The sequence below is a fragment of the Parabacteroides sp. AM58-2XD genome (assembly GCF_003463685.1).
GTDB lineage: Bacteria > Bacteroidota > Bacteroidia > Bacteroidales > Tannerellaceae > Parabacteroides > Parabacteroides segnis.
Map to the genome: position 1 here is coordinate 13,021 of NZ_QSDP01000043.1, position 21,411 is coordinate 34,431.

General features: G+C 43.6%; 14 protein-coding genes and 4 pseudogenes. 7 read left to right on the forward strand and 11 right to left on the reverse strand.

What is annotated here, in order from left to right; translation table 11 throughout:
• Positions 1–83: 83 nt before the first annotated feature.
• The gene (locus DXA15_RS11900) at positions 84–644 is read left to right on the forward strand and encodes a DUF3575 domain-containing protein (RefSeq protein WP_128134161.1); all 561 of its coding nucleotides are present in this window, start codon (positions 84–86) and stop codon (positions 642–644) included.
• Between the two features lie 7 nt (positions 645–651).
• The gene (locus DXA15_RS11905) at positions 652–1,188 is read left to right on the forward strand and encodes a DUF3868 domain-containing protein (RefSeq protein WP_128134162.1); all 537 of its coding nucleotides are present in this window, start codon (positions 652–654) and stop codon (positions 1,186–1,188) included.
• 837 nt (positions 1,189–2,025) lie between these two features.
• Here the strand turns inward: DXA15_RS11905 and DXA15_RS27615 are convergent.
• The 7 genes and pseudogenes from DXA15_RS27615 to DXA15_RS11935 form a co-directional block, all read right to left on the reverse strand.
• Complete coding sequence (locus DXA15_RS27615; RefSeq protein WP_255419958.1) at positions 2,026–2,508, reverse strand: fimbrillin family protein; 483 nt, start codon at positions 2,506–2,508, stop codon at positions 2,026–2,028.
• Between the two features lie 74 nt (positions 2,509–2,582).
• A pseudogene (locus tag DXA15_RS27620) lies at positions 2,583–2,930 on the reverse strand (fimbrillin family protein); the annotation flags it as partial.
• A 7-nt stretch (positions 2,931–2,937) separates the two neighbouring features.
• Positions 2,938–3,870 (reverse strand): fimbrillin family protein, encoded by a 933-nt coding sequence (locus tag DXA15_RS11915; protein WP_128134163.1) that lies wholly within the window; start codon positions 3,868–3,870, stop codon positions 2,938–2,940.
• A gap of 78 nt (positions 3,871–3,948) precedes the next feature.
• Complete coding sequence (locus DXA15_RS11920) at positions 3,949–4,884, reverse strand: fimbrillin family protein (RefSeq protein WP_158579655.1); 936 nt, start codon at positions 4,882–4,884, stop codon at positions 3,949–3,951.
• 56 nt (positions 4,885–4,940) lie between these two features.
• Positions 4,941–5,855, reverse strand: coding sequence for a DUF5119 domain-containing protein (locus DXA15_RS11925; protein WP_233567211.1), 915 nt, complete (start codon positions 5,853–5,855; stop codon positions 4,941–4,943).
• Positions 5,856–5,979: 124 nt separating this feature from the next.
• Positions 5,980–6,831 carry an AraC family transcriptional regulator gene (locus DXA15_RS11930; RefSeq protein ID WP_128134165.1) on the reverse strand — a complete coding sequence of 284 codons (852 nt, stop codon included), beginning with the start codon at positions 6,829–6,831 and terminating at the stop codon, positions 5,980–5,982.
• Between the two features lie 9 nt (positions 6,832–6,840).
• Positions 6,841–8,369, reverse strand: a pseudogene (locus DXA15_RS11935) (glycoside hydrolase family 10 protein).
• Positions 8,370–8,515: 146 nt separating this feature from the next.
• Between DXA15_RS11935 and uvrA the strand changes: the two are divergent.
• Complete coding sequence (gene uvrA / locus DXA15_RS11940) at positions 8,516–11,302, forward strand: excinuclease ABC subunit UvrA (protein ID WP_128134166.1); 2,787 nt, start codon at positions 8,516–8,518, stop codon at positions 11,300–11,302.
• 136 nt (positions 11,303–11,438) lie between these two features.
• The gene (locus DXA15_RS11945) at positions 11,439–12,398 is read left to right on the forward strand and encodes a Fic family protein (RefSeq protein WP_233567213.1); all 960 of its coding nucleotides are present in this window, start codon (positions 11,439–11,441) and stop codon (positions 12,396–12,398) included.
• A gap of 75 nt (positions 12,399–12,473) precedes the next feature.
• On the opposite strand, the gene DXA15_RS11950 is transcribed toward DXA15_RS11945, so the two are convergent.
• Positions 12,474–13,034: a DUF4840 domain-containing protein gene (locus DXA15_RS11950; protein ID WP_128134168.1), complete on the reverse strand. Its 561-nt coding sequence runs from the start codon at positions 13,032–13,034 to the stop codon at positions 12,474–12,476.
• 150 nt (positions 13,035–13,184) lie between these two features.
• Positions 13,185–13,985, reverse strand: coding sequence for a DUF4846 domain-containing protein (locus tag DXA15_RS11955; protein WP_128134169.1), 801 nt, complete (start codon positions 13,983–13,985; stop codon positions 13,185–13,187).
• Positions 13,986–14,074: 89 nt separating this feature from the next.
• Between DXA15_RS11955 and DXA15_RS11960 the strand changes: the two genes are divergently transcribed.
• Positions 14,075–15,286 (forward strand): MFS transporter, encoded by a 1,212-nt coding sequence (locus DXA15_RS11960; RefSeq protein ID WP_128134170.1) that lies wholly within the window; start codon positions 14,075–14,077, stop codon positions 15,284–15,286.
• 258 nt (positions 15,287–15,544) lie between these two features.
• On the opposite strand, the pseudogene DXA15_RS11965 reads toward DXA15_RS11960, so the two are convergent.
• Positions 15,545–16,437, reverse strand: a pseudogene (locus DXA15_RS11965) (PfkB family carbohydrate kinase).
• Between the two features lie 109 nt (positions 16,438–16,546).
• On the opposite strand from DXA15_RS11965, the gene DXA15_RS11970 reads away from it, so the two are divergent.
• Together DXA15_RS11970 and DXA15_RS11975 are read left to right on the forward strand one after the other, a co-directional pair.
• Positions 16,547–17,512: a helix-turn-helix domain-containing protein gene (locus DXA15_RS11970; RefSeq protein ID WP_233567214.1), complete on the forward strand. Its 966-nt coding sequence runs from the start codon at positions 16,547–16,549 to the stop codon at positions 17,510–17,512.
• Positions 17,513–17,556: 44 nt separating this feature from the next.
• Entirely contained in the window at positions 17,557–19,908 is a 2,352-nt protein-coding gene (locus DXA15_RS11975; protein ID WP_128134172.1) for a DUF2339 domain-containing protein, read from the forward strand.
• Positions 19,909–20,023: 115 nt separating this feature from the next.
• On the opposite strand, the pseudogene murF reads toward DXA15_RS11975, so the two are convergent.
• Positions 20,024–21,306, reverse strand: a pseudogene (gene murF / locus DXA15_RS11980) (UDP-N-acetylmuramoyl-tripeptide--D-alanyl-D-alanine ligase).
• Positions 21,307–21,411 lie beyond the last annotated feature (105 nt).

Sequence of the window (21,411 nt, forward strand, 5' to 3'; positions counted from 1 at the left end):
TGGTTGTCTCTAATGTTTTATATTTCTTTTTTCTATCTTTGTGTGCTAATAGATTTTAAAGCATGTAGAGAAAAGACACTGATATGAAAAAAGTATTATTCATCGCACTGTTGCTGTGCGGTATCGGGTGGGGAGCGAAAGCGCAGACTGTGGCAGTCAAGTCTAATATTCTGTATGATGCAACTGCAACGGTGAACCTGGGTGCCGAAGTTGCTTTCAGCCGACACTGGTCGTTGGATATCTCCGGCAATTATAATGGCTGGGATGTTGCGAGCGACAAGTCGTGGAAGCATTGGATGGTGCAACCTGAGGCACGTTACTGGCTGCATGAAAAGTTTAACGGCCATTATTTCGGAGTTCATGGTGTTTATATGGACTACGATATGTCTCATGTGAATTTCATGTCGGTAATGAAAAAGGATTTTGCTTACGACGGCAACGCTTATGGCGGCGGTATCTCTTATGGATATCAGTTGTATCTTTCTCCGCATTGGAACATCGAGTTTTCGGCGGGAGTCGGCTTCCTGCATTTTGAATATGACAAGTCGGCTTACCCTTCGGATAATGAAAAGGCTTATAAATACCGTAATAACTACTTCGGACCGACTAAACTCGGTGTCAGTATTGTATATATAATTAAATAAGTGAACGATGAAAACTCCGGTCTATATATTTATTTTTCTGCTGGTTGCGCTGCTGTTCCCGGTTCAGGCACAGTCGCAGACGCAAGCTCCGGCTACTACTTATAACGGCCTGATTAATATCAAACAGAATAAGGCTGAGGTAGAAGGCGACCTTTTGAAGCTGGATATGGATATTTTGCTGAGCGGCCTGTCTGTCGGACGTTATCAGACATTGATACTGACTCCCGTTTTGCGCAAGGACAATTATCTGCTTCGTTTGTCACCCATCCGTATCAACGGGGCGAATAAACATAAAATGTATGAGCGCACGGTTGCTTTTCAAGGTAAACAGGTGGCCGACGGAGATGCTTATGTTGTATTGAAAAGTGCTCCTACTTTGTTGCAGGAGGTAAACTATAAAAAAGAGATTTCTTTCCGTCCGTGGATGGAGAATGCAGAGTTGATCCTTCTCGGCGAACTGACAGATTACGATGATATCCCGGTTCAGACTTATACGAATGTTTTGACCGATCGTTTGTATATTCGTCAGGGGCAGGAAAAATAGTTTTTCCTGAAAAAGTTTTACGAAATAAGGCTTCACTCTCCGGGTGAGGCCTTTTATCTTTGTATTCATCAGGGTTTTGAGGTGACGCTACCCTGTTGGAATGGCATCACCGGTGGTACTGTCTGTTTTTTATCCGGAAGCCTATAATTGTTTACCGCAGATATAAGCGGAGGTTAGTTCAAATCCTCTTACTTTCTAACTTTTCGACCCAGGTGAAACTATTAGTTGACCTGGGTGAAACAATAAGTTGACCTAGGTCAACTTATTGTTTTCCCTTGGTCGAAAGGTTAAAGGCTTACTTGTTCGTTGATAATTAGCTATATATTTTGTGTTAGTGTGATATAGTATAAAAGGATTACTTATAGAAAAAATTGAGCCAATGTGGCAATATGTCAATGTGCCAATTTAGAAATAATTGAACTATCTGCTAATTATAGGATGAATCAATTAGTGACGGTGCCTTCAGGCTGTAGGCCTGTAACAAACTAGCCCAGGGTTCCAACCTTGGGTTCCCTTGAATCCTTCTCTTTCTGAGGCACCCTGTAGGGGTGCGACAAGATTGAAAGGGCTGATATTTATCTTGTGCCGCCCCTACCAACGACGCTACATTCATTCACTTTTGATAAATTCTGAACCGATAGATTTCCTAGTATTTCCTCTAAGCATTCAAAACAGAATGTTGTTTTAGCTTGTTTGGGGATAAAGCCATGAGGTGAATCCGAAATCGTTTCGGGTGACGCTGCTTTTGCAGGACAGCGTCACCTGAAGATACTGATAAATACAGGGACTCCAGGAGTTTTATTGTTGGGTGACTCTGGTGTGTGTAAAAAATGATGCTTAGAAATAAACTGTTTCATCGCTGGTGCCACCGTTTAGCCAAGGATTGATACTGCCTGAGATGCTGATGTCCTGAGCTTGTATGGTGAAAGAGTAGGTTTGTTTTTTTCCTCCTTCGAATGCTTTTGTCGATTCGATGCGGTAATCCTTGTTACTCATCCGGACAATGAAAACAGGTTTCTCTACCGGGTAAAGAAGATGGTTGGTAACGATTGTCTCTTCGTTCGGAGTTATTTCTTTATTCAGGTTGTCGATAAGTGTATAAGGCGTAGTCGAGGGAGCGGCACTTAGCTTGCCGGTTTGTACGTTCAGTTGTATAGTTGACGGATAGTTTTCCATCGAAATGCTTTGCAGGATCATCTCTTCCTTAATATCATCCGCTTTCTTGAATTTAAGCGTAATGGCGGAAAGGATATGGTTGAAAGAGAGATTGACAGGGGTATCGCCAGAAGTTTTATCCCGGTCCAGTACGGGAGTTGCCACATGATGTCGTCTTGTTTCTTCAGGTCAAAGGGGATGTTTAACGGAGCGGCTGTCGCTGCTTCGGTGTAAGGGTAATAAGCGTAAAAGTTTAGTAAGGTGTCGGGGTTGATGGGGTAATGGGCGTGGGTGTCGCAGGTGAGTTCATTGCTGCCGGCGGTTTTGGTGTAGGGAGAGTTGTTAAGGTCCTTGCGGAGAGCCATATTTCCTCCGGAATTGTTTTTATTATATCCCCAACCTAATATCCCGACCTGGGAGTTCTCAGGAAAAGCTGTATTGTCGACAATTGCTTTCGTCAGAATGATATTCCCTCCAAAGCGTATAATACTTCCTTGACCATCGGTTGATTTTATAACATCGCCATCATTATTGCAACTAAAAGTCGCAAAGAAAAGAACAGAGAGTAATAGCTTTATATTCTTCATTTTGTAATTATTTTATTTGTATAATATTGCCTTGAATGAAAGAATCGGATGACGATTCGGCTTTGTTGTCCGATTTAGTGAATGATTTTAGAGTGTTTAATTTCTTGATTGTGATTGTCAACAGATAGGAAATGCCCGCTTTCCATGCAGGTGAGTTGGTTGTGTCTATCTGTATATTATAAGATTGATCGCCAATCTTTAGTTTGAAAGTATAAGCTAGTTCGGGGAATAGCAATAGATTTCCGTTTACGGATATTGTCTCTTTGCTAGCCATTGTGTTTGCATTGATATCGGTTGATAATGTGAATGTTGTTGTGGAAGTTTGGTCGATTGTTACTATGCCATTCGACAGATCCAGACTTCCGCTATTGGGAGCATCGGTCGTAATGGATATATTTCCGTCAGGCAACATATTTTCTGTCCCGTTTACCAAGTTGAATTTTACACTGGTTAGCTTGTGGGTGAAGTTTAGGTTGACAGCTTCCGGCGTTTTTTTGTTTCCGGCATTGATTGGAGCGGCATGCATTAAGTCTTCTTCACCGGTCAGTGTGAACTGCAAAGAGTTATTATTGATTGTATAGGCTGTACCTTTTGATTGACGGGGGAAATATCCGGCTAAAGTGATTGAATTTCCATCTGTCGGATAAACCAGTGATGGATTCGTAAAGATTAATTCCTGATTGCTTCCTATTTGGCCGGGAGAGATTCCGTTGTAAATGATTTTTGTACTACTTGTACCGTAAATACCTATTTCATTAATATTATCATTTGTGAATACATCTACTAATGCCTTAGTTGTAGCATCAATCCCTTTTGGCATAATCAGGATGGGAACAGGAACTTCGTTTATCGGATGAGGTTCCTCTTTTATCCCGATTTCATTGCTACATCCGGTGAGGATGAGAATGAGGGCCAAAAGGTATGAAGTATTAATATTCATATTTTTATTTGTAGAATATGATCACCTATCTTTAATTTGTATTAGATAGGTGATCTTAAACTATTTTACGAATACAGATTATTGAACATCACCAGTGCCAACTCCAGTTTTCCATTCACCGATCTTAGCAGTTGCGCCAATTTCGGTTGCTTTGAAAGTTAATGTAACAATGTATGATGTACTTTTAACAGAAGCTACTGTTAGTGGAATCTCGATACCTGGGTTCTTTTCTGTAACAATCTTGACTTTCATATTTGTTTGATCTGGCTTTACCATAATTGGTGAGCCGTATGTGACTGCATTGTTTACTGGGTCTGTAGCGTCAAAGGCTTTTGCTTCATCTCCCACGGTTATTTCCCCAGTACTTACTCCGGTAAATTCTACAGTTTTTGTATCTAAGGTGAGTGTTGCAGCTGTTTGTTGTCCAATAAGTTTAATGCTTGAGATTTTACCCCATGTTGCTACAGCTTGTTGGTCTTCAGCCTGAATCTTAAAAGTATACTGTGCCAATTGATGATCGAAAGTGAAATCTAGTGCTTTGGTTTTATTATCCTCTTTATTCCCGCTTACTATACCTGTACACATTATATCTTCTTGTCCTGTTATAGTAGTATAAGTCACAACATTATTACTCCTTGAACCACCTCCTTCAGTTTTAGGGTGGTATCCAATCAAGTGACTTTTTATAGTGCTAATAGGATTATAGTATTGAGGGGTCGAGAATTTAAAACCATCAGTATTAATGGTTGCATCTGTTGCTTTTAATGCTTCTGTGCTCCAATCAGAAGGAACACTCTCCTTTTCTACTATTACAAACTCAATGTTTTCTACATCTTTTCCGTCGGTAATTACTCCCGCAGTTTTTGTAATAATTTGTCCGATACCTGCTGATGCTTTTATCTCCACCGGTTGTCCATTATCAATATTATCTATTGGATCACCTTCGCTTGTACAAGCGGTCATTGCTGCAATTGTTGCAGCAATTGAAATCATACTTAATACTAATGTCTTCATAATTATAAAAATTAGATTGTTATTACTTAATTCGTTGCTTATTATTATCATTCAATTCATTCGATGACCATGTTATCTCCGGCAGAGACTTCCCACTTGTTGATTGTGACAGTGAAGGATGCGTCTTTTTCTACCGTTACTGATACGTTTACATTTACTTTGTTTCCTTCCGTTTCTCCGATCGAGTTGCCCAGGTCGAGGGTGGAAGTGGTGGTACTTCCGTCATTGAGGGTGAAATCCAGCTGTACTTCGTTTTTGGGGAGGGCAGGTGGGGTTGTTCCTTGTTTGGGGGGAGTGCCTAATATCAATACATTTGTTTTTATACCTTCCGCTGAAGTTGTTGTTTCAAAGTTAACTGTCGTCGTTCTGTCCGGTACGATCTCTTGCTTGCTCAGGTTGAAAGCGGCAGGTACGCCTGTCAGCTGCCCTTTGCATTCTTTTATGTACTCCATACCCTCGACTTTTATGTCGAGCGTTACTTCGCGGATCAATGAAGCCGGACTGAACTCACGTTGGTTGTTTGTCCCGTTGTTGGCTTCCACTACCAGGTTGTCGATGGCTATTCCATATAAAGGAATGCGTCCCGATGTCGTGCCCCCGGCCGCTTTCGTTTCCGGGATAAATGCTTCTGCCGTCTCAAATGAATTCATATTGCGGAACTGGATGTTGTCGGCATCGCAATTGAAAACCAGTAAACGGTATGTATCCGGTGGCAGTGTGAACTTCAGACCGCTTGTGTCACTCTCGATCTGTATCATTGCACCCTTTCCCAAAGGATAAAAGCAATAACGAACTTTTTTAGGACTTTCATAGCCGCTCATGGCCTGTTCCCATTTCAACGAATACCAAATGAAACCGTAGGAAGACTGCTCTGGCTTTTCTTCCGAACTGCATTTAATGAAACATGTAATGATCATTAATATACAGACTGCGATTCCGCACGAGCAACCTAGTTCACTTCTTATCATCATTTAATATGCGTTGAAAGTCAATTCTTCTTGTTTCTGACGCAAATGTATCGGGAAAAAGCAGACGTAAAATTGCTTTTTCTATTCAATAAGTTGTAAAACTGCGAAAGTTGTTGATTTTTACTGGTTATTCCTCTTTCTTGTTGCGAAGTGCACGGGGAGACATGCCGAAATTGGTCCGGCAGAAGTGGGAAAAGTTGGAAAGCGATTCGAAACCGTATTTGTAGCTGATCTCTGAAATAGACATTTCGGTAGTGGTTAAGTCGTTCTGGATGTCTTCACATTTCTTTTTCAGCATCCACTGGTAAGCGGGTTCGCCGAATGTCTCTTTAAACAGGCGGCGGAAAGTAGGTGTGCTGTAGCCTCCCATCTGGGCGAAGGCTTCCACATCTTTTACCTTCATATAATTCTGCATGACGAAGTAACGGAAGCTTTTGCTGTACCGGTAGATCGGCGAGTAGAAAGCGGCCAGTTCTTTTAATGTATAGTAGCAATTGAGCAGGTAGACCAGTTCCGTCCGTTTGGCATTCAGGAAACCGGCGCACAGCAGGTCGTCGTTCAGGTACATCCGTACCCCTTCCACGAAATACTGTAACGGCGGGCACATATTCATTACAATCGGTTCGATACGGGAGGTCTCTGCTATGCTGGCCCCTTTGTTGAAACGTTCGTTGCAGATATTGATCGGGCGTTCAAACAGGTACAGGATACATTCGGCGGTTTCGAGGATCTTGAATTCGACCTTCGAGCCGATCGGTTGCAGGATGAACTGGCCTGCACTGAAAATGGTATTGGGATGTTCTTCGCTATTGACTTGCACGGAACCTTTCAGCAGAAAATACAATGTATTCTGCAAACAACGTTCCCGTGGGATGATAAGTCCTTTGGGATAGGAACGATATTTAAAGATGTTTCTCCTGTATTCGGCACAGGAGCCACAATCCGTAAATTTGCTGTATCTAAGGTCCGGAGAGAACATAGACGGTCATTATAATTTTACCTTTATACTTTTTCCCGTATTCTCGTTATGAAAACGGTCTACGGCGGTCACAATATAGCGATATTTTTTCTTTCCGTTATCATAAGGCATTAAATATCTTGTGTTACGGGTGATTTTTACGATTTTTGCCGGGTTACTGAGGTCGATCGGTTCTTTATCCTCGAAACGGTAGACGACAAAGTAGGAGGCAAGTTCCGGATTTGTCGGGCTTTGTTCGGCCTTCCAGTGCAGCATATAACCGTCGGCGGTCCATTCTTTTTTCAGCTTTTTCACCTCCTGCGGTGCCCGATTGTGCATATGGGTATAGGCCGGGATCAGTGCCGGATAACGGTGGTAGTTCCTTTTCAGGCTGTCGGCTACGCCTTTGTTGTTCCACAACAGTTCGTTGGCGGGCCAGAAGCAGTTGCCTTTGACTTTCGACAGGGCGCGTTCGTAACACATTTTGCGGGTCAGCTGGCTGGCTTTCATGGTGCGTGCCACGTCCTGACCGATATAGAGATGGGGACCTCGAGGGTTGCGTTCTTATTCCACCATTGGATCAGGGTGATATAGTCGGCTGCCGGATGGTCTATCTCCCAATATATCTGTGGCATGTTATAGTCTATCCAGCCTTCTTTCACCCAGTGGAGGATGTCGGCATAGAGGTCGTCGTAGTTTTGCAGGCCGTTGGTGTCGCTACCGGAACCGTCGGACGTGCTTTTCTTGTTACGGTAGATACCGAACGGGCTGATGCCGAAACGCACCCAGGGTTTGGTGAGCAGGATGGTCCGTTTCAGTTCGCGGATCAGGGTGTTCACGTTCTCCCGGCGCCAGTCACTGCGCTGTGCATTGGTATATCCTTTGTTCAGTCCGTATTTGCGGAAGCTGTCATCATCGGGGAAAGGCATGCCGGCTGCCGGATAGGGGTAGAAATAGTCGTCCATATGGATGGCGTCCACATCGTAACGACTGACAATGTCGCGTACTACCTTATTAATGAACTGGCGGCTTTCGGGCAATCCCGGGTCGAACAGGATCTGTTTATTATAGGTAACGAACCATTCCGGGTGTTTGTTATAAATATGCGAATCGGCAAAACGGGTGTTGCCAGCCGTGCTGGCGCGGTAAGGGTTCAGCCAGGCATGGAACTCCATATTCCGTTTGTGGCATTCTTCGATCAGAAATTCCATCACATCGAAATTGCCTGCCGGAGCGACGCCCTGTTGTCCGGTATAGAAACGGCTCCAGGGTTCGATGTCCGATTTATAGAAAGCATCGGCTTCGGGACGGACCTGGAAGATGATGGCGTTGATACCGCAGGATTGCAGGTAATTCAACTTACGCACGAAATCTTTCCGTAGCTGGGCGGGAGTCATATCCTTATATTCTCCTTGGAAAGCTGTTTGTATCCAGGCTCCTCTGAATTCCCGTTTGTCTTTTCCTTCTGTCTCACGGACAGGAAGTTGGCGTGTAGTCGAACAGGAGGTAACTACACAAAGGACCACTGCCAGAAGCAGGCGGATATACTGATTGTTCATGAATATTGTCTGGTTTGAGATTATTGTAACACTTTCTTCATTTCCGCGGCAAAGATAATAAATAATAACAAACCCGAATACCTCTGTACTAAATTCAGGTTCTCGTTTCTTTTTGCTATTTTTGTATCCTTATTAGGAAAAGATTTATGTCTGAAAATAATGCTATATTTATCAAAGGGGCTCGTGTTAATAACCTGAAGAATATTGATGTAGAGATCCCGCGCGACAAACTGGTCGTGATAACCGGATTATCCGGCAGCGGAAAATCCTCCCTTGCTTTCGATACGTTATATGCCGAAGGGCAGCGCCGCTATGTGGAGAGTCTTTCTTCTTATGCCCGCCAGTTCCTGGGGCGTATGAGCAAGCCGGAGTGCGACTATATCAAAGGCATTCCGCCCGCTATTGCGATCGAGCAGAAGGTGAATACCCGCAATCCGCGTTCGACGGTGGGTACATCTACCGAAATATATGAATACCTGCGGCTGCTTTATGCCCGGATAGGCAAGACGATTTCGCCTGTGTCGGGGATGGAAGTGAAAAAGCATCAGGTGAAAGACATCGTGAAGGAGGTTCTGGCATATCCGGCCGGTACCCGCTTTGCCGTGTTTGCCCCGGTAGTCCTGCCGGAAGGCCGCGGCATGAAGGAGCAGTTGGAGATTTTACAGAAAGAAGGATATACCCGTTTGTCGATCAACGATACGGCTTACCGTATCCAGGAAGTGTTGGCGGATGAGGCATTGCTCAGTTCTCCCACTATTGAATTGCTGGTCGACCGTCTAACGGTTTCGGACGATAAGACATTGAAAAGCCGTCTGGCCGATTCGGCGGAAACGGCGTTCTTTGAAGGGCATGATACCTGTATCATCCGTATCTATGCTGCCGAAGGGACGGTGGTAAAAGAGTATTCCAAGAAATTTGAAGCGGACGGTATCACGTTTATCGAACCGACCGATATGATGTTCAGCTTTAACAATCCGCTGGGAGCCTGTCCGGTCTGTGAAGGATTCGGAAAAGTGCTGGGTATCGATGAGAACCTGGTGGTGCCGGATAAGAGCCTGTCGGTCTTTCAGGGGGCGGTAGTCTGCTGGAAAGGCGAAGTGATGGGAGAGTGGTTGAAGGAGTTTATCGCCAAGAGCGAGAAATACAACTTCCCGATACATCGTCCGTATTACGACCTGACGCAGAAGGAAAAAGACCTGTTGTGGCATGGTGCCCGCGGCTTGCACGGCATCGACGACTTTTTCAAGTTTGTGGAAGAGAATCTTTATAAAATACAATACCGTGTCATGCAGGCTCGTTATCGGGGAAAGACAACCTGTCCTTCCTGTAAAGGGGCCCGCCTGAAACCGGAAGCGCTCTATGTGAAAGTAGGCGGCAAGAATATTGCTGAACTGGTGGCATTGCCTATCACGGAAGCAAAAGCCTTTTTTGACAACCTGGTGCTGGACGAAACGGATGCGGCTGTGGCAAAACGTCTGTTGACGGAGATTATGAACCGCTTGCAGTTCCTGCTGGATGTCGGGCTGGGGTATCTGACGCTCGACCGTCTTTCGGCTTCGTTGTCGGGTGGTGAAAGCCAGCGTATTAATCTGGCGACTTCGTTGGGCAGCAGTCTGGTCGGTTCCTTATATATATTGGATGAGCCGAGTATCGGGTTGCATTCGAGAGATACCGATTTGCTGATAAAGGTGTTGCGTCAGTTACAGGCGTTGGGTAATACGGTGGTCGTGGTGGAACATGACGAGGATATTATCCGTTCGGCCGATTATATTATAGATATAGGTCCGAAGGCGGGACGTCTGGGGGGTGAAGTGGTCTACCAGGGGGATGTGAATAACCTGCAAACCAGCAGCGACAGTTATACGGTCCGTTATCTGACCGGTGAAGATAAGATTGAAGTTCCCGCTTTCCGCCGCCTGTGGAATAATTATATAGAGGTGAAAGGGGCCCGTAAGAATAACCTGAAAGGGGTGGATGTGAAATTTCCGTTGAACGTAATGACGGTTGTTACCGGTGTCAGCGGTTCGGGAAAGAGTTCGCTGGTGCGGGATATCTTTTACGAAGGGGTAAAGCATTATCTGGATGATGCGGCCCGGCTGATGGTGGATTGTTCCGGCCTGGAAGGTGATATGAAGATGATACAGGGGATCGAGTTTGTCGACCAGAACTCGATCGGTAAGAGTTCGCGTTCGAATCCGGTGACTTATATCGGTGCTTACGACGAGATCCGTAAACTGTTCGGTGAACAGCCGCTGGCAAAACAGCTGGGATATACGTCTGCCTATTTCTCTTTTAATAAGGAAGGCGGACGCTGTGAAGAATGTAAAGGGGACGGTCGTATCACGGTGGAAATGCAGTTTATGGCGGATATCACGCTGGAATGCGAAAGCTGCCATGGAAAGCGTTTCAAACAGGACGTGCTGGATGTGGAATATCATGGTGTGAATATCTATGATATGCTGGAAATGACTGTCAACCAGGCAATCGAGTTCTTCGAAGCACATACCGGTTCGCAGGAAAAGAAGATCGTCAAAAGGTTGAAGCCGTTGCAGGATGTCGGCCTGGGGTATATCAAACTGGGACAGACTTCTTCGACTTTGTCCGGCGGTGAGAACCAACGTGTGAAGTTGGCCTATTACCTGGGGCAGGAAAAGCAGCAGCCGACTTTGTTCGTATTCGACGAACCGACTACGGGTTTGCACTTCCATGATATAAAGACCCTGCTGAAAGCATTTAACGCGCTGATCGATAAAGGACATACGGTAGTGATCATCGAACATAACATGGACGTAATCAAATGTGCCGACTACCTGATCGATTTAGGACCGGAAGGAGGTAACGCCGGCGGTTATCTGGTTTGTGTCGGAACGCCGGAAGAGGTGGCCTTGTGCCCGGAATCTTATACAGGGCATTATTTGAAAGAGAAATTGTAGTAGACCAATCCTGAAAAGATTGTTGAATATAAGAATCTCCTTCCGGTTACATGTTAATTCGTATACAGGAAGGAGATTTTTTATGTTTATATAAATATATTTCTTACCTTTGATACTATCAAATGATACTATCACAATGAAACCTCCTTATAAAATAACACCTTATATATTGGCTAAAGTCGCTTCTATTTCAGAAAAACTGGGTGAAATTAAAGCGGTCCGTTTGCATAGGCCTCCTACTGAGCTAAGAAAAAGGAACAGGATACGCACAATTCACTCTTCTCTTGTTATTGAAGGAAATACGTTAACATTCGATCAGGTTACGGCTTTATTGGAAAAGAAACGTGTAATAGCTCCATTAAAAGATATTACCGAAGTGAAAAATGCAATTCGTGTTTATGAAAATATTGCCCTTTTTGATCCTTTTAGCATAGAATCCTTATGTGAGGCGCACCGGATATTGATGGATGGTCTGGTAGAAAATGCTGGCAGGCTGAGGAATAAATCTGTTGGCATCATGAAAGGAAAACAGTTGGCACATGTTGCTCCCTCAGGGACTCTTGTTAAATCGCTGTTGAATGACTTGTTCGGTTATTTGGAGAATGAGGATGAAATATTGCTTGTCAAGAGTTGTGTTTTCCATTATGAGTTTGAATTTATCCATCCGTTTCTTGATGGAAACGGAAGAATGGGACGTTTGTGGCAAAGTGCTATTTTGATGAAGTATAATCCGGTGTTTGAATATTTGCCGGTAGAGTCTCTCATTAAAGAAAATCAGGAAGAGTATTATCGGATTTTGGCTATTGCTGACAGACAAGGGGAGTCTACTGTCTTTGTTGAATTTATGCTGAGAATAGTAGAAGAGTCGCTCGAAGAATTACTGCAATCGCAGAATGTAACACTTACGGGGCGTGACAGAATTGCTTTGTTTAAGGATTATATAGCAGATGCTTCTTTTACTCGTAAAGACTATCTGAGATATTTTAAAGAGTTATCAACAGCTACGGCCAGCAGGGACTTAAAAGAGGCGGTTGATAGTAATCTGTTGCGGAAAGAAGGAGAGAAAAGTTTGACGCGCTATACATATATTATATAGGACCTGTTGTTGGAATACAAAAACGGAGAATGCTTTCAATGAAACATCCTCCGTTTATATTGGATAGAATTAGTCTTATTTCTTCTTCATATCGAAAGACAAGTCCATCGGAGTCCAACCAGGGAGGTCTGTTCCACCTACTTTTACGTTGGCTGCTTTTATGTCGAATTTCAGATTTTTATCTTTGATGGCATAAGAAGCTGTTTTTTCTGCTTCAATAGTAACTTCAACTGCAGCAGCTTCAATTTTCAATGCTGTCGGTTTTAATGTGATTATAACAGAATCCTTTGCTGCATTCATTGTAGCTGTGTAATTGATCTTATATTCCAAATCTTTTACCAATTCAACAATACCTGGAACATTTTCTTCTCCAACAATTTTGGCAGCTAATGCTTCATAAGGAAACTTATTAAAAATGATTGAGTCATTTGCTACTTTCAGTTCTAATTCTGTAGCAGTAGGATCAGCTTCTGCCTCTGCCTTAGATTCTGCATAAGTCATCTTTCCTGTAAATTCGCCATTAACATCTTCTACAGTTCCTACTGTAGGAGTGTCATCATCATCACTGCAAGAAGCAAAAGTTAAACCAACTACTGCTAACATCATCATAAGCGACCATTTCAACGTCTTCTTCATTTTTTCTTTTATTTTAGTGTTAATAAATTATGTACGACTAATAAGATGATAGAAGCTGCAAAAAGGCTGCATCTTTATTGAATAATAAATGAGAAAAATAATATATTTAAATGTAAGGCGTTGATATGTAGTTACTTTTGGAATGCTTTTTTATTTGAATTGTTTCAGATCTTTTTTATTGAATACCCATTCCGGGGTATAAACTTTTTCGTCATCCGAGTCGCTCAGTTCGTACCAGGGGGATTTCTTCCAGTTTACCGGATTGGTCAGTATATGGATATGCTGGGCAGGCATATAACTTTGTGCCAGCAGGAATACTTTCTTTTTTGTCTTTGGGTGAACGGCTATATCGACGACAATAACGGCATGCCCCGGGTGACCGCCCTGGATAAATACGTCACCTATCTTCATATCCTGGTAATTGACCGGAGCCAGTTCTTTCGATAGGGAGGCTGTTCCTGCATAGGAAAATACCATATCCAGATAGGAACGGAATGTTTTATAGGAATAATCTTCGCCTTTGGATGGATACCACGACACCGTATTGCCGTTCACACGGATGCGGTTGCCCTTTGCCCATTTGGTATATTCGGCATTGAATCCGTTCGTGAAATTGAAGTGGATGGCTGCATACTGTTTCTGTCCGTAAAGATATTCCGCCCTCAGCCGGATAACGGCATCGGCACACTGCTGAAGGTCACGTTTCCCGATATCCAGATCGACGACGGCATAAGCAGCTAGTTGGTTAAACTTTGTCTCTCCATTATAAAGCAGAACCTTGCTTCCTTCCGGTTGCAGAGGTAGCTGACGGAGATATGCGGCAAAAGAATTTGTTGCAACCTCTGTTCGGACATATCCTTCGGGAGGTGTTATTCGTTCTGCAATCGTTTGTCCTGAAAGCAAGGTTTTGCAGAAAAACAACAGGAAGATAATTAGTATTCTGGTTTTCATGTCTTTTGGATTTAGTACAAACATACCTTTTTTTCTGTTATTTCCTGTTCTAATGAGTATATTTGTCTGTTCAATAAATATCTGACGAAATGGATTCTAATAACCATGTAGCTTATTCGAAAGAACATATACGTTTTGCGGTTCTTTCTTTTTTTCTTGCTCAGGGGCTTTGCTTTTCAAGTTGGGCGAGTCGTATTCCTGATATTAAGGAGATTTTTACGGTGAATGATGCTCTGTATTGGGGGATTGTGCTGTTTATGATTCCGGTGGGGAAGTTTGTGGCGATCCCGCTGGCGGGTTATCTGGTGTCGAAGCTGGGAAGTCGTATTATGGTGCAGATCAGTATTATGGGATATGCCCTTTCTCTATTTGCGATTGGGACGGCATTGAATATTTATATGCTTGGGGTGTTTCTGTTTTGTTTCGGTGTGTTCTGGAATCTGTGTGATATATCGTTGAATACACAGGGGATCGGGATAGAGCGACTTTACGGGCGGACGATCATGGCTTCTTTTCATGGGGGATGGAGTCTGGCTGCCTGTCTGGGGGCGTTGATCGGTTTTATTATGATCGTTTCGGATATTACTCCGTTCTGGCATTTTACGTTGATAGCTGCATTGATACTGTTGCTTACCATGGTGAGCCGCAGGTATTTGCAGGATGATGTATCTACAGCAGATGTGAAGGAGGAAGCTGTAGAAGATAAGTCGGAGAAATGGCAATATATAAAGAAGCCGGAGATGTTGCTGATTAAGTTGGGACTGGTCGGTTTGTTCGCTTTGGTGGTTGAGAGTGCGATGTTCGACTGGAGCGGTGTCTATTTTGAATCGGTTTTGCAGGTGCCTAAATCATTGCAGATTGGTTTTCTGGTGTTTATGGTGATGATGACTGTCGGTCGCTTCCTGGCTAATTATGCGTACCGTATATGGGGAAAGCAACGGGTGTTGCAGTTGTCCGGCGCTTTTATTTTTATCGGGTTCTTTACTTCCGCCTTATTAGGCAGCACAGTTGATTCGATGGCCTTGAAGGTGATTGTCAACTCATTCGGATTTATGTTGGTCGGATTGGGGATTTCGAGTATGGTTCCTACTATTTATAGCCTTGTCGGGGCAAAGTCGAAAACACCGGTGGGGATTGCGCTTACCATTCTATCAAGTATCAGTTTTATCGGTTCGCTTGTCGCACCATTACTGATCGGAGCAATCTCACAGGCTTTCAATATGGAATATGCTTATATGGTGGTCGGCTTGCTGGGACTTTGTATTCTGTTGATGACCACGTTCAGCAAGGCGTTTAGATAATTCAATTTTTATCAAAAATGAACTATCCCGTCATCAATGTCACTTGGCTATTACAGGTTCATTTGCCGTCTGCTTTAGCTGACGGACTAATAAAGTATTTATCTCTTTGGACTTTAGTCCCATTTCTTAAAACTCTCTATCTGGGAGAAATGTGGCTAAAGCCAAAAAAGAATCAGCTTGTAAACCGTCAGCTAAAGCAGACGGCAAATGAACCTGTAACAGATGAGTCACTTTGACAGTTGGATAGCTCAATTATTTCTAAATTTCCGGAAACCTTTGTTCCGCCGTCTCCATGCAATGGATGACATCTTCTTTGCTTCCGCTGAAAGGGCCGGAGGCTTCGATCTTGATGGTGGACATGGCGGCGGCAAAACGGCCGGCTTCATCTATGGAAGCACCTTTGGCACGCTGATACAGGTAACCGGTCATATAAGTGTCGCCACAGCCGGTGGCATCAACCACTTCTCTTGGTTTGTAGGCCGGTATTTTATGGAATGTTTTCCCATCGTATATAACAGAGCCCAGGCTGCCCAAAGTGATCAGTACTTCTTTTACTCCCCATTCATACATTTTCAATGCAGCGCCGACAATATCGTCGTGGCCTGTGAGCACTTCCATTTCATGTTCGTTTGCTTTCAGGAAATGGATATATTTTAATGCTTCTTCCTTTTCTGTCCAGTCGACAGCGTAGACTTTTTTATCACGGACTTCGCGGAGATAACCCTGAGAGTCGGCGGATACAAGTCCTTTTCCTGCCATGTATTTCACGACATCCAGTGAGAAATCGTCAGCCAGGAGGCTTCCCAGATGAATGATCTTGGCCTGTATATCTTTCAGATAATCGACTGTGAACGGGTCTGCTTTCGCCAGAACCCGCTGCGTGCGGTTATCCTGGTTCTCTCCGTAGATGTTCTCGAAATAAACGGAATGTTTGCTGGGCATAACCGCCACATCGATTCCTTCCGACCGTAACTTATCAACCTCTTTCATCTCCGATTCGGCTAAAGCGTGATCAACGAATAATCGATGTCGTTGAAATGTTTGATTGCATGGGAGAAGTAAAAAGCGGTTCCTCCCGCCATGTGTACTGTATTTTTAGGGGTCACAATTTTATCCAGTGTGATATGACCTATACAACAAAGATCGTGCATATTATTATATTGTTTATAAATGTACAAAAGTAGTCAAAAATGAGTATTGGTAGGAATGGTTCTTTATTTTTATTATTTTTGTCTACTGGCAATCATTAAAATTGTTATTATGAGTAAAGACCTGATTTACGAAAAGTTAATCAGCGCGATCAGAGAGAAAATGCCACATAAAGCGACCCTGACCAATGCTTTGGTTGATTTACTGTGTATAGAAAGAGAAGCTGTGTACCGCCGTATGAGGGGCGATGTGGCTTTTTCTTTTGCAGAGATAGCTGCGATCTGCAATAAGTTTGGGGTCTCGTTGGATAATCTGGTCGGAGGATGTGCGGCAAAGAGTCGTCCTTATCAGCTGAGTCTGGTGGAGTATGTAGAACCGATAGAGGATGATTTTAAAATGTGGGAAATGTATAACGAACGGTTGCGGGAAGCCGGCACCGATCCGTCTTCCTGCGGGGTGGAGTGTATGAATGTTCTTCCTGCTACTTTCTTGCTTGATTACGATTATATAACCCGTTTTTATCTCTGTAAATGGTATAACCAGTACGGTCATTCGGATAAAGCGGTTCATTTCAGAGATATAGAACCTTCGGCGAAATTACTGGAAGTGCAGCGGGTTACCGCCGCAGAATCGAAGCATATCGGAAAAACTACTTACATCTGGGACCCTCTGATTTTCCAATATATCGTGAATGATATATTGTATTGTCGCAGTATTCAACTGATAGATACTGAAAATATCCGTCTTTTAAAACAGGATTTATTCCGTTTCCTGAATAATATGGAACTACTGGCAACCCATGGTATGTATAGCGAGACTGGTAATCCGGTTTCGTTCTATATTTCGAATATTAATTTTGATGCCAGTTACAGTTATCTGGATTCGCAAAATTACCGGATAAGTATTATTCGGGCATTTATTTTGAATACGGTTGTTTCGCAGGATGAAAAGGCGTATGAGATTGTCCGTAACTGGCTTCAGTCATTGCTGAAAGCCTCTACTATGATATCGGTCAGCGGTGAACAACAGCGTATTTTGTTTTTTGAGAAACAAAGAAGGATTATGGATAGCCTGTAATTTAAATTAATCCGTATCTTAGTTGCGTTCATTAAATTAAGATCATGGAAACACTGCTTGTCATACTGATCGTCGTTGTATGGATCAGCCTCTATTCGCACATAAGTAAGATGAATACTCATATGGATTCCTTGCGGAAAGATCTGTATAGTTTGCGAAAGTATATCGAGACTCAGTTGGAAGAACTCAGGAGACAGCAGGCGGTAACAACATCGTCCGATGAAAAGCAGGTTGAGGAGGTTGTTGGGAAAGTGGGCGAAGAGATCGCGGAAAGGCTGGTAGAGAAACCTGTGGAAAAGGCGACGGAAGTGACTCCTGTTGTAGAAAAGCCGGTTGAAAGTAAACCTGAAGAGACCGTTCCGTCCGTCGGCATTGGAGATAAAAAGGTTGTCCCTAAACCGCAGATCAAGCCATTCGGACTTGTCGAAGAAAAGAAAAAAGTCAATTATGAGAAATATATCGGAGAGAATCTGTTTGGGAAGATCGGTATCCTGGTGCTGGTGGTCGGTATGGGATTGTTTGTCAAATATGCGATCGACAAGAACTGGATCAATGAACTGTTTCGTACAGTACTCGGATTTGTAGTTGGCGGAGGGTTACTGTTTTTATCACAAAGGCTTAAAAATACATACCGTACGTTCAGCTCCCTGCTGGCAGGCGGTGCATTTGCCATCTTCTATGTAACGGTGGGGATAGCTTATCATTATTATGGATTGTTCAGTCAGACGGCTGCTTTTATCATACTGGTGGTGCTGACGGTCTTTATGTCGCTTCTCTCTGTATTGTATGACCGGCGGGAGTTGGCGGTTATTGCGCTGATCGGTGGTTTTATTGCTCCTTTCCTGGTGAGTGACGGGATGGGGAATTATCTGGTGTTGTTCACTTATATGACGATTCTGAATATGGGAATGTTCGGATTGTCGTTGTATAAGAAGTGGGGCGAACTGCCGCTGATCTGTTTTGTGGCGACCTATGTGATCATGCTCGGTTATTCACTGGTGGCCGATCTGGATATTGCCCGGAGTACGCAATTGGTTCATATGTTGCTTTTCTCTACCTTATATTATCTGATTTTCCTGTTGCCGGTTGTTTCGGTACTACGTACGGATAACAGGAAGGTGAATCAGCCGTTAATGATCGTTGTGGTCTTGAATAATTTCTTCTTTCTCTATTTTGCGCTGTGGTATCTGAAAGATTTACAACTTGCTTATAACCTGAAAGGGGCGGTTACCTTATTTATTGCATTGGTGAATGCCTGTATTGCTTTTGTGATACGCAGCAGGCAATCGGATGCCGGTTTCCTGTTTACGGCACTGATCGGGATGGCGCTGGCATTTGTCTCCATTACCATACCGATCCAGCTGGATGGAACGTTTATTACGTTGCTTTGGGCAACGGAGATGGTTGTTTTGCTATGGATATTTATAAAGTTCCGTTTTCCCGTTTATGAATACTTTACTATCATTCTTGTTTTTCTGACGATCATATCTTTCCTGATGGATATCGAAGATGTGCTGGTAGCTGGTATGACTGAACCTTTGCTGATGAACGGAACGTTTATGACCGGTCTTTTTGCCGGTTTGGCTTTTGGGGTATTTTCCTGGTTGATGGAACGTGAAAAAGAATTGTTCCGGCAGGCTACGAGTCTGAAATATATACCTTTCAGTGTGATCGCTTTGTTTGCCGGTTGCGGTATCGTATATCTGTCGTTTATCGTAGATTTTCATAGGAATATTGTTTTTGAATCGTTGTCTGACTGTTCCTGCCTGGCTTTCAGTAGTTTGACATTGTTTTTGGTGCAGGTCGGTATGAGAAAGCGGTTTCCGATAGAACGTTGTGCGACTGTTTATGCTATATTGGCGGGATTTTCCGCAGGTTTCTTTCTTTGGTTGTCTGCAAAGGCGAATGATTCGGGTTATACCTCTTTGTCTTTGTTACAATGGGGTGTATTGGTGGTTTTGATCGCTCATCTGTCTTTGTTTGCCAAATGGTATTATGCTTCATTTGATTTCAGACGGAAGAGTTCGGATAAGATGACTTCGTTTATTGCGGTTATCTCAACGGTCCTGTTGGCGGTAGCGGTTAATAATATGTTATATCTGACCGGTTTGCAGAATGAATCGAGTGCGGCATTGTCCATTTCTTTAAGCATTGCCGGATTTATCCTGATGGCGTTGGGGATGCGTTTGCATCTGAAAATATTGCGTATGATCAGTCTGGTTGTTTTCGGTCTTGTCCTCTTGAAGCTGGTCATTGTCGATCTGTGGTTACTGCCAACGGTTGGTAAGATCATTGTATTTATCATGCTGGGAGTCATCCTGCTCGTATTGTCTTTCCTGTATCAGAAGCTGAAGAAGGTATTGTTTATGGATAATCAGGAGGAAGGAACTACTTGATCATATTGGCTGCCGATAATTATGGACAGGCTTGTCGACAATTATGAGCAAACCTGTCGATAATTGTGAGCAGGCCTGCCGACAATTGTCGGCAAGCGAACAGGACAGAAAGTTATTATAGAACTTCTATTGTCTTTTCCAATGCCATCCCGTGTGAACCTTTGATCAGGATATGGTATCCTTTTAACGGGTTGGCTTTTAATGCGTCGATCAATTCCTCTGTTGTGGCATAGGTGGCAAAGTCTTTGCCTGCTTTTTGGAAATGTTCTCCGCAGAGGAATACTTTATCGAATTTTCCGGCTTTGATTTCTTCTATCGCTTCGGCATGCAATTCGTCGCTAGCCGGCCCCAGTTCACGCATGTCACCCAAAATGACGGCTTTAGGGGATACCGGCATGGCTGTAAAGTTCTCTAACGCAACTTTCATGCTGCTTGGGTTTGCGTTGTAAGCATCGATCAGTAAGGTGTTGCTTGCTGTTTCTTTTAGCTGCGACCGGTTGTTTGTCGGCTCGTAAGCGGCAATGGCACGGCTGATGCGTTCTGCCGGAATTTTAAAGTAACGGCCTATGGCGACGGCGGCAAGTACATTATCCAGATTATATGCCCCGATCAGGTGTGTATCTACAGTATGAATTTTTCCCTGTTGTTTCCAGTCGAAAGTGAGGAACGGGTTACAGCTGATCACATGACCTGAAGCGAACGAAGTATCGTCTGCTCCGTAAGTGATTTGTTCGATCCCTTTAGCTATCCCCTGCAGGTCTTTATTTTCTTTCTTTATAAATATCTTTCCCTTTGTGCGGCGGATATAGTCGTACAATTCCCCTTTTGTTTTTACGACGCCTTCAAAGGAACCGAAACCTTCCAGATGGGCGCGTCCGACGTTGGTAATGATACCGTAGTTCGGCAAAACGATCTCCGCCAGCTCCTTGATGTCTCCCGGATGACTGGCGCCCATTTCGATAACAGCCATCTCATGATCGTGTGTTAGTCGAAGCAAGGTCAGGGGGACACCGATATGATTGTTCAGGTTGCCTCGGTATAAAGCAGGTTGAACTTGGTGGATAATACGGCCGCCAGTAATTCTTTGGTGGTTGTTTTCCCATTTGTCCCGGTAATACCGATAATGGGAATACCTAATGCTTTACGATGGCGGTGTGCCAATTGCTGTAAGGCCGTCAATGCATTGTCGACCAGGATGGTGCGTTCGCCTGTGACATAGTCCGGGTTATCGATCACGGCATAAGAGCAACCTGTAGCCAGTGCCTTTTCTGCATATTGGTTTCCGTCAAATTTTTCCCCTTTCAGGGCGAAAAAGATGGAACCACGCGGACAATTGCGACTGTCTGTCGTTATTTTCGGATGGTGTATAAATAATTCATACAGTTCTGAAATACTCATAGCTTTCTTTCGTTTGCTGATTATTAGAGAGCAAAAGTAGTAATTAAATGAAGAATGAGGAATGAAGAGGGAAGATTTCAGTGATAATCGTGTATCTTTGCTGGA

Coding starts and splice junctions, on each gene's coding strand:
- DXA15_RS11900 (WP_128134161.1), top strand. CDS start 84: ATGAAAAAAGTATTATTCATCGCACTGTTGCTGTGCGGTATCGGGTGG.
- DXA15_RS11905 (WP_128134162.1), top strand. CDS start 652: ATGAAAACTCCGGTCTATATATTTATTTTTCTGCTGGTTGCGCTGCTG.
- DXA15_RS11915 (WP_128134163.1), bottom strand. CDS start 3,870: ATGAATATTAATACTTCATACCTTTTGGCCCTCATTCTCATCCTCACC.
- DXA15_RS11920 (WP_158579655.1), bottom strand. CDS start 4,884: ATGAAGACATTAGTATTAAGTATGATTTCAATTGCTGCAACAATTGCA.
- DXA15_RS11925 (WP_233567211.1), bottom strand. CDS start 5,855: ATGATGATAAGAAGTGAACTAGGTTGCTCGTGCGGAATCGCAGTCTGT.
- DXA15_RS11930 (WP_128134165.1), bottom strand. CDS start 6,831: ATGTTCTCTCCGGACCTTAGATACAGCAAATTTACGGATTGTGGCTCC.
- uvrA (WP_128134166.1), top strand. CDS start 8,516: ATGTCTGAAAATAATGCTATATTTATCAAAGGGGCTCGTGTTAATAAC.
- DXA15_RS11945 (WP_233567213.1), top strand. CDS start 11,439: ATGAAACCTCCTTATAAAATAACACCTTATATATTGGCTAAAGTCGCT.
- DXA15_RS11950 (WP_128134168.1), bottom strand. CDS start 13,034: ATGAAGAAGACGTTGAAATGGTCGCTTATGATGATGTTAGCAGTAGTT.
- DXA15_RS11955 (WP_128134169.1), bottom strand. CDS start 13,985: ATGAAAACCAGAATACTAATTATCTTCCTGTTGTTTTTCTGCAAAACC.
- DXA15_RS11960 (WP_128134170.1), top strand. CDS start 14,075: ATGGATTCTAATAACCATGTAGCTTATTCGAAAGAACATATACGTTTT.
- DXA15_RS11970 (WP_233567214.1), top strand. CDS start 16,547: ATGAGTAAAGACCTGATTTACGAAAAGTTAATCAGCGCGATCAGAGAG.
- DXA15_RS11975 (WP_128134172.1), top strand. CDS start 17,557: ATGGAAACACTGCTTGTCATACTGATCGTCGTTGTATGGATCAGCCTC.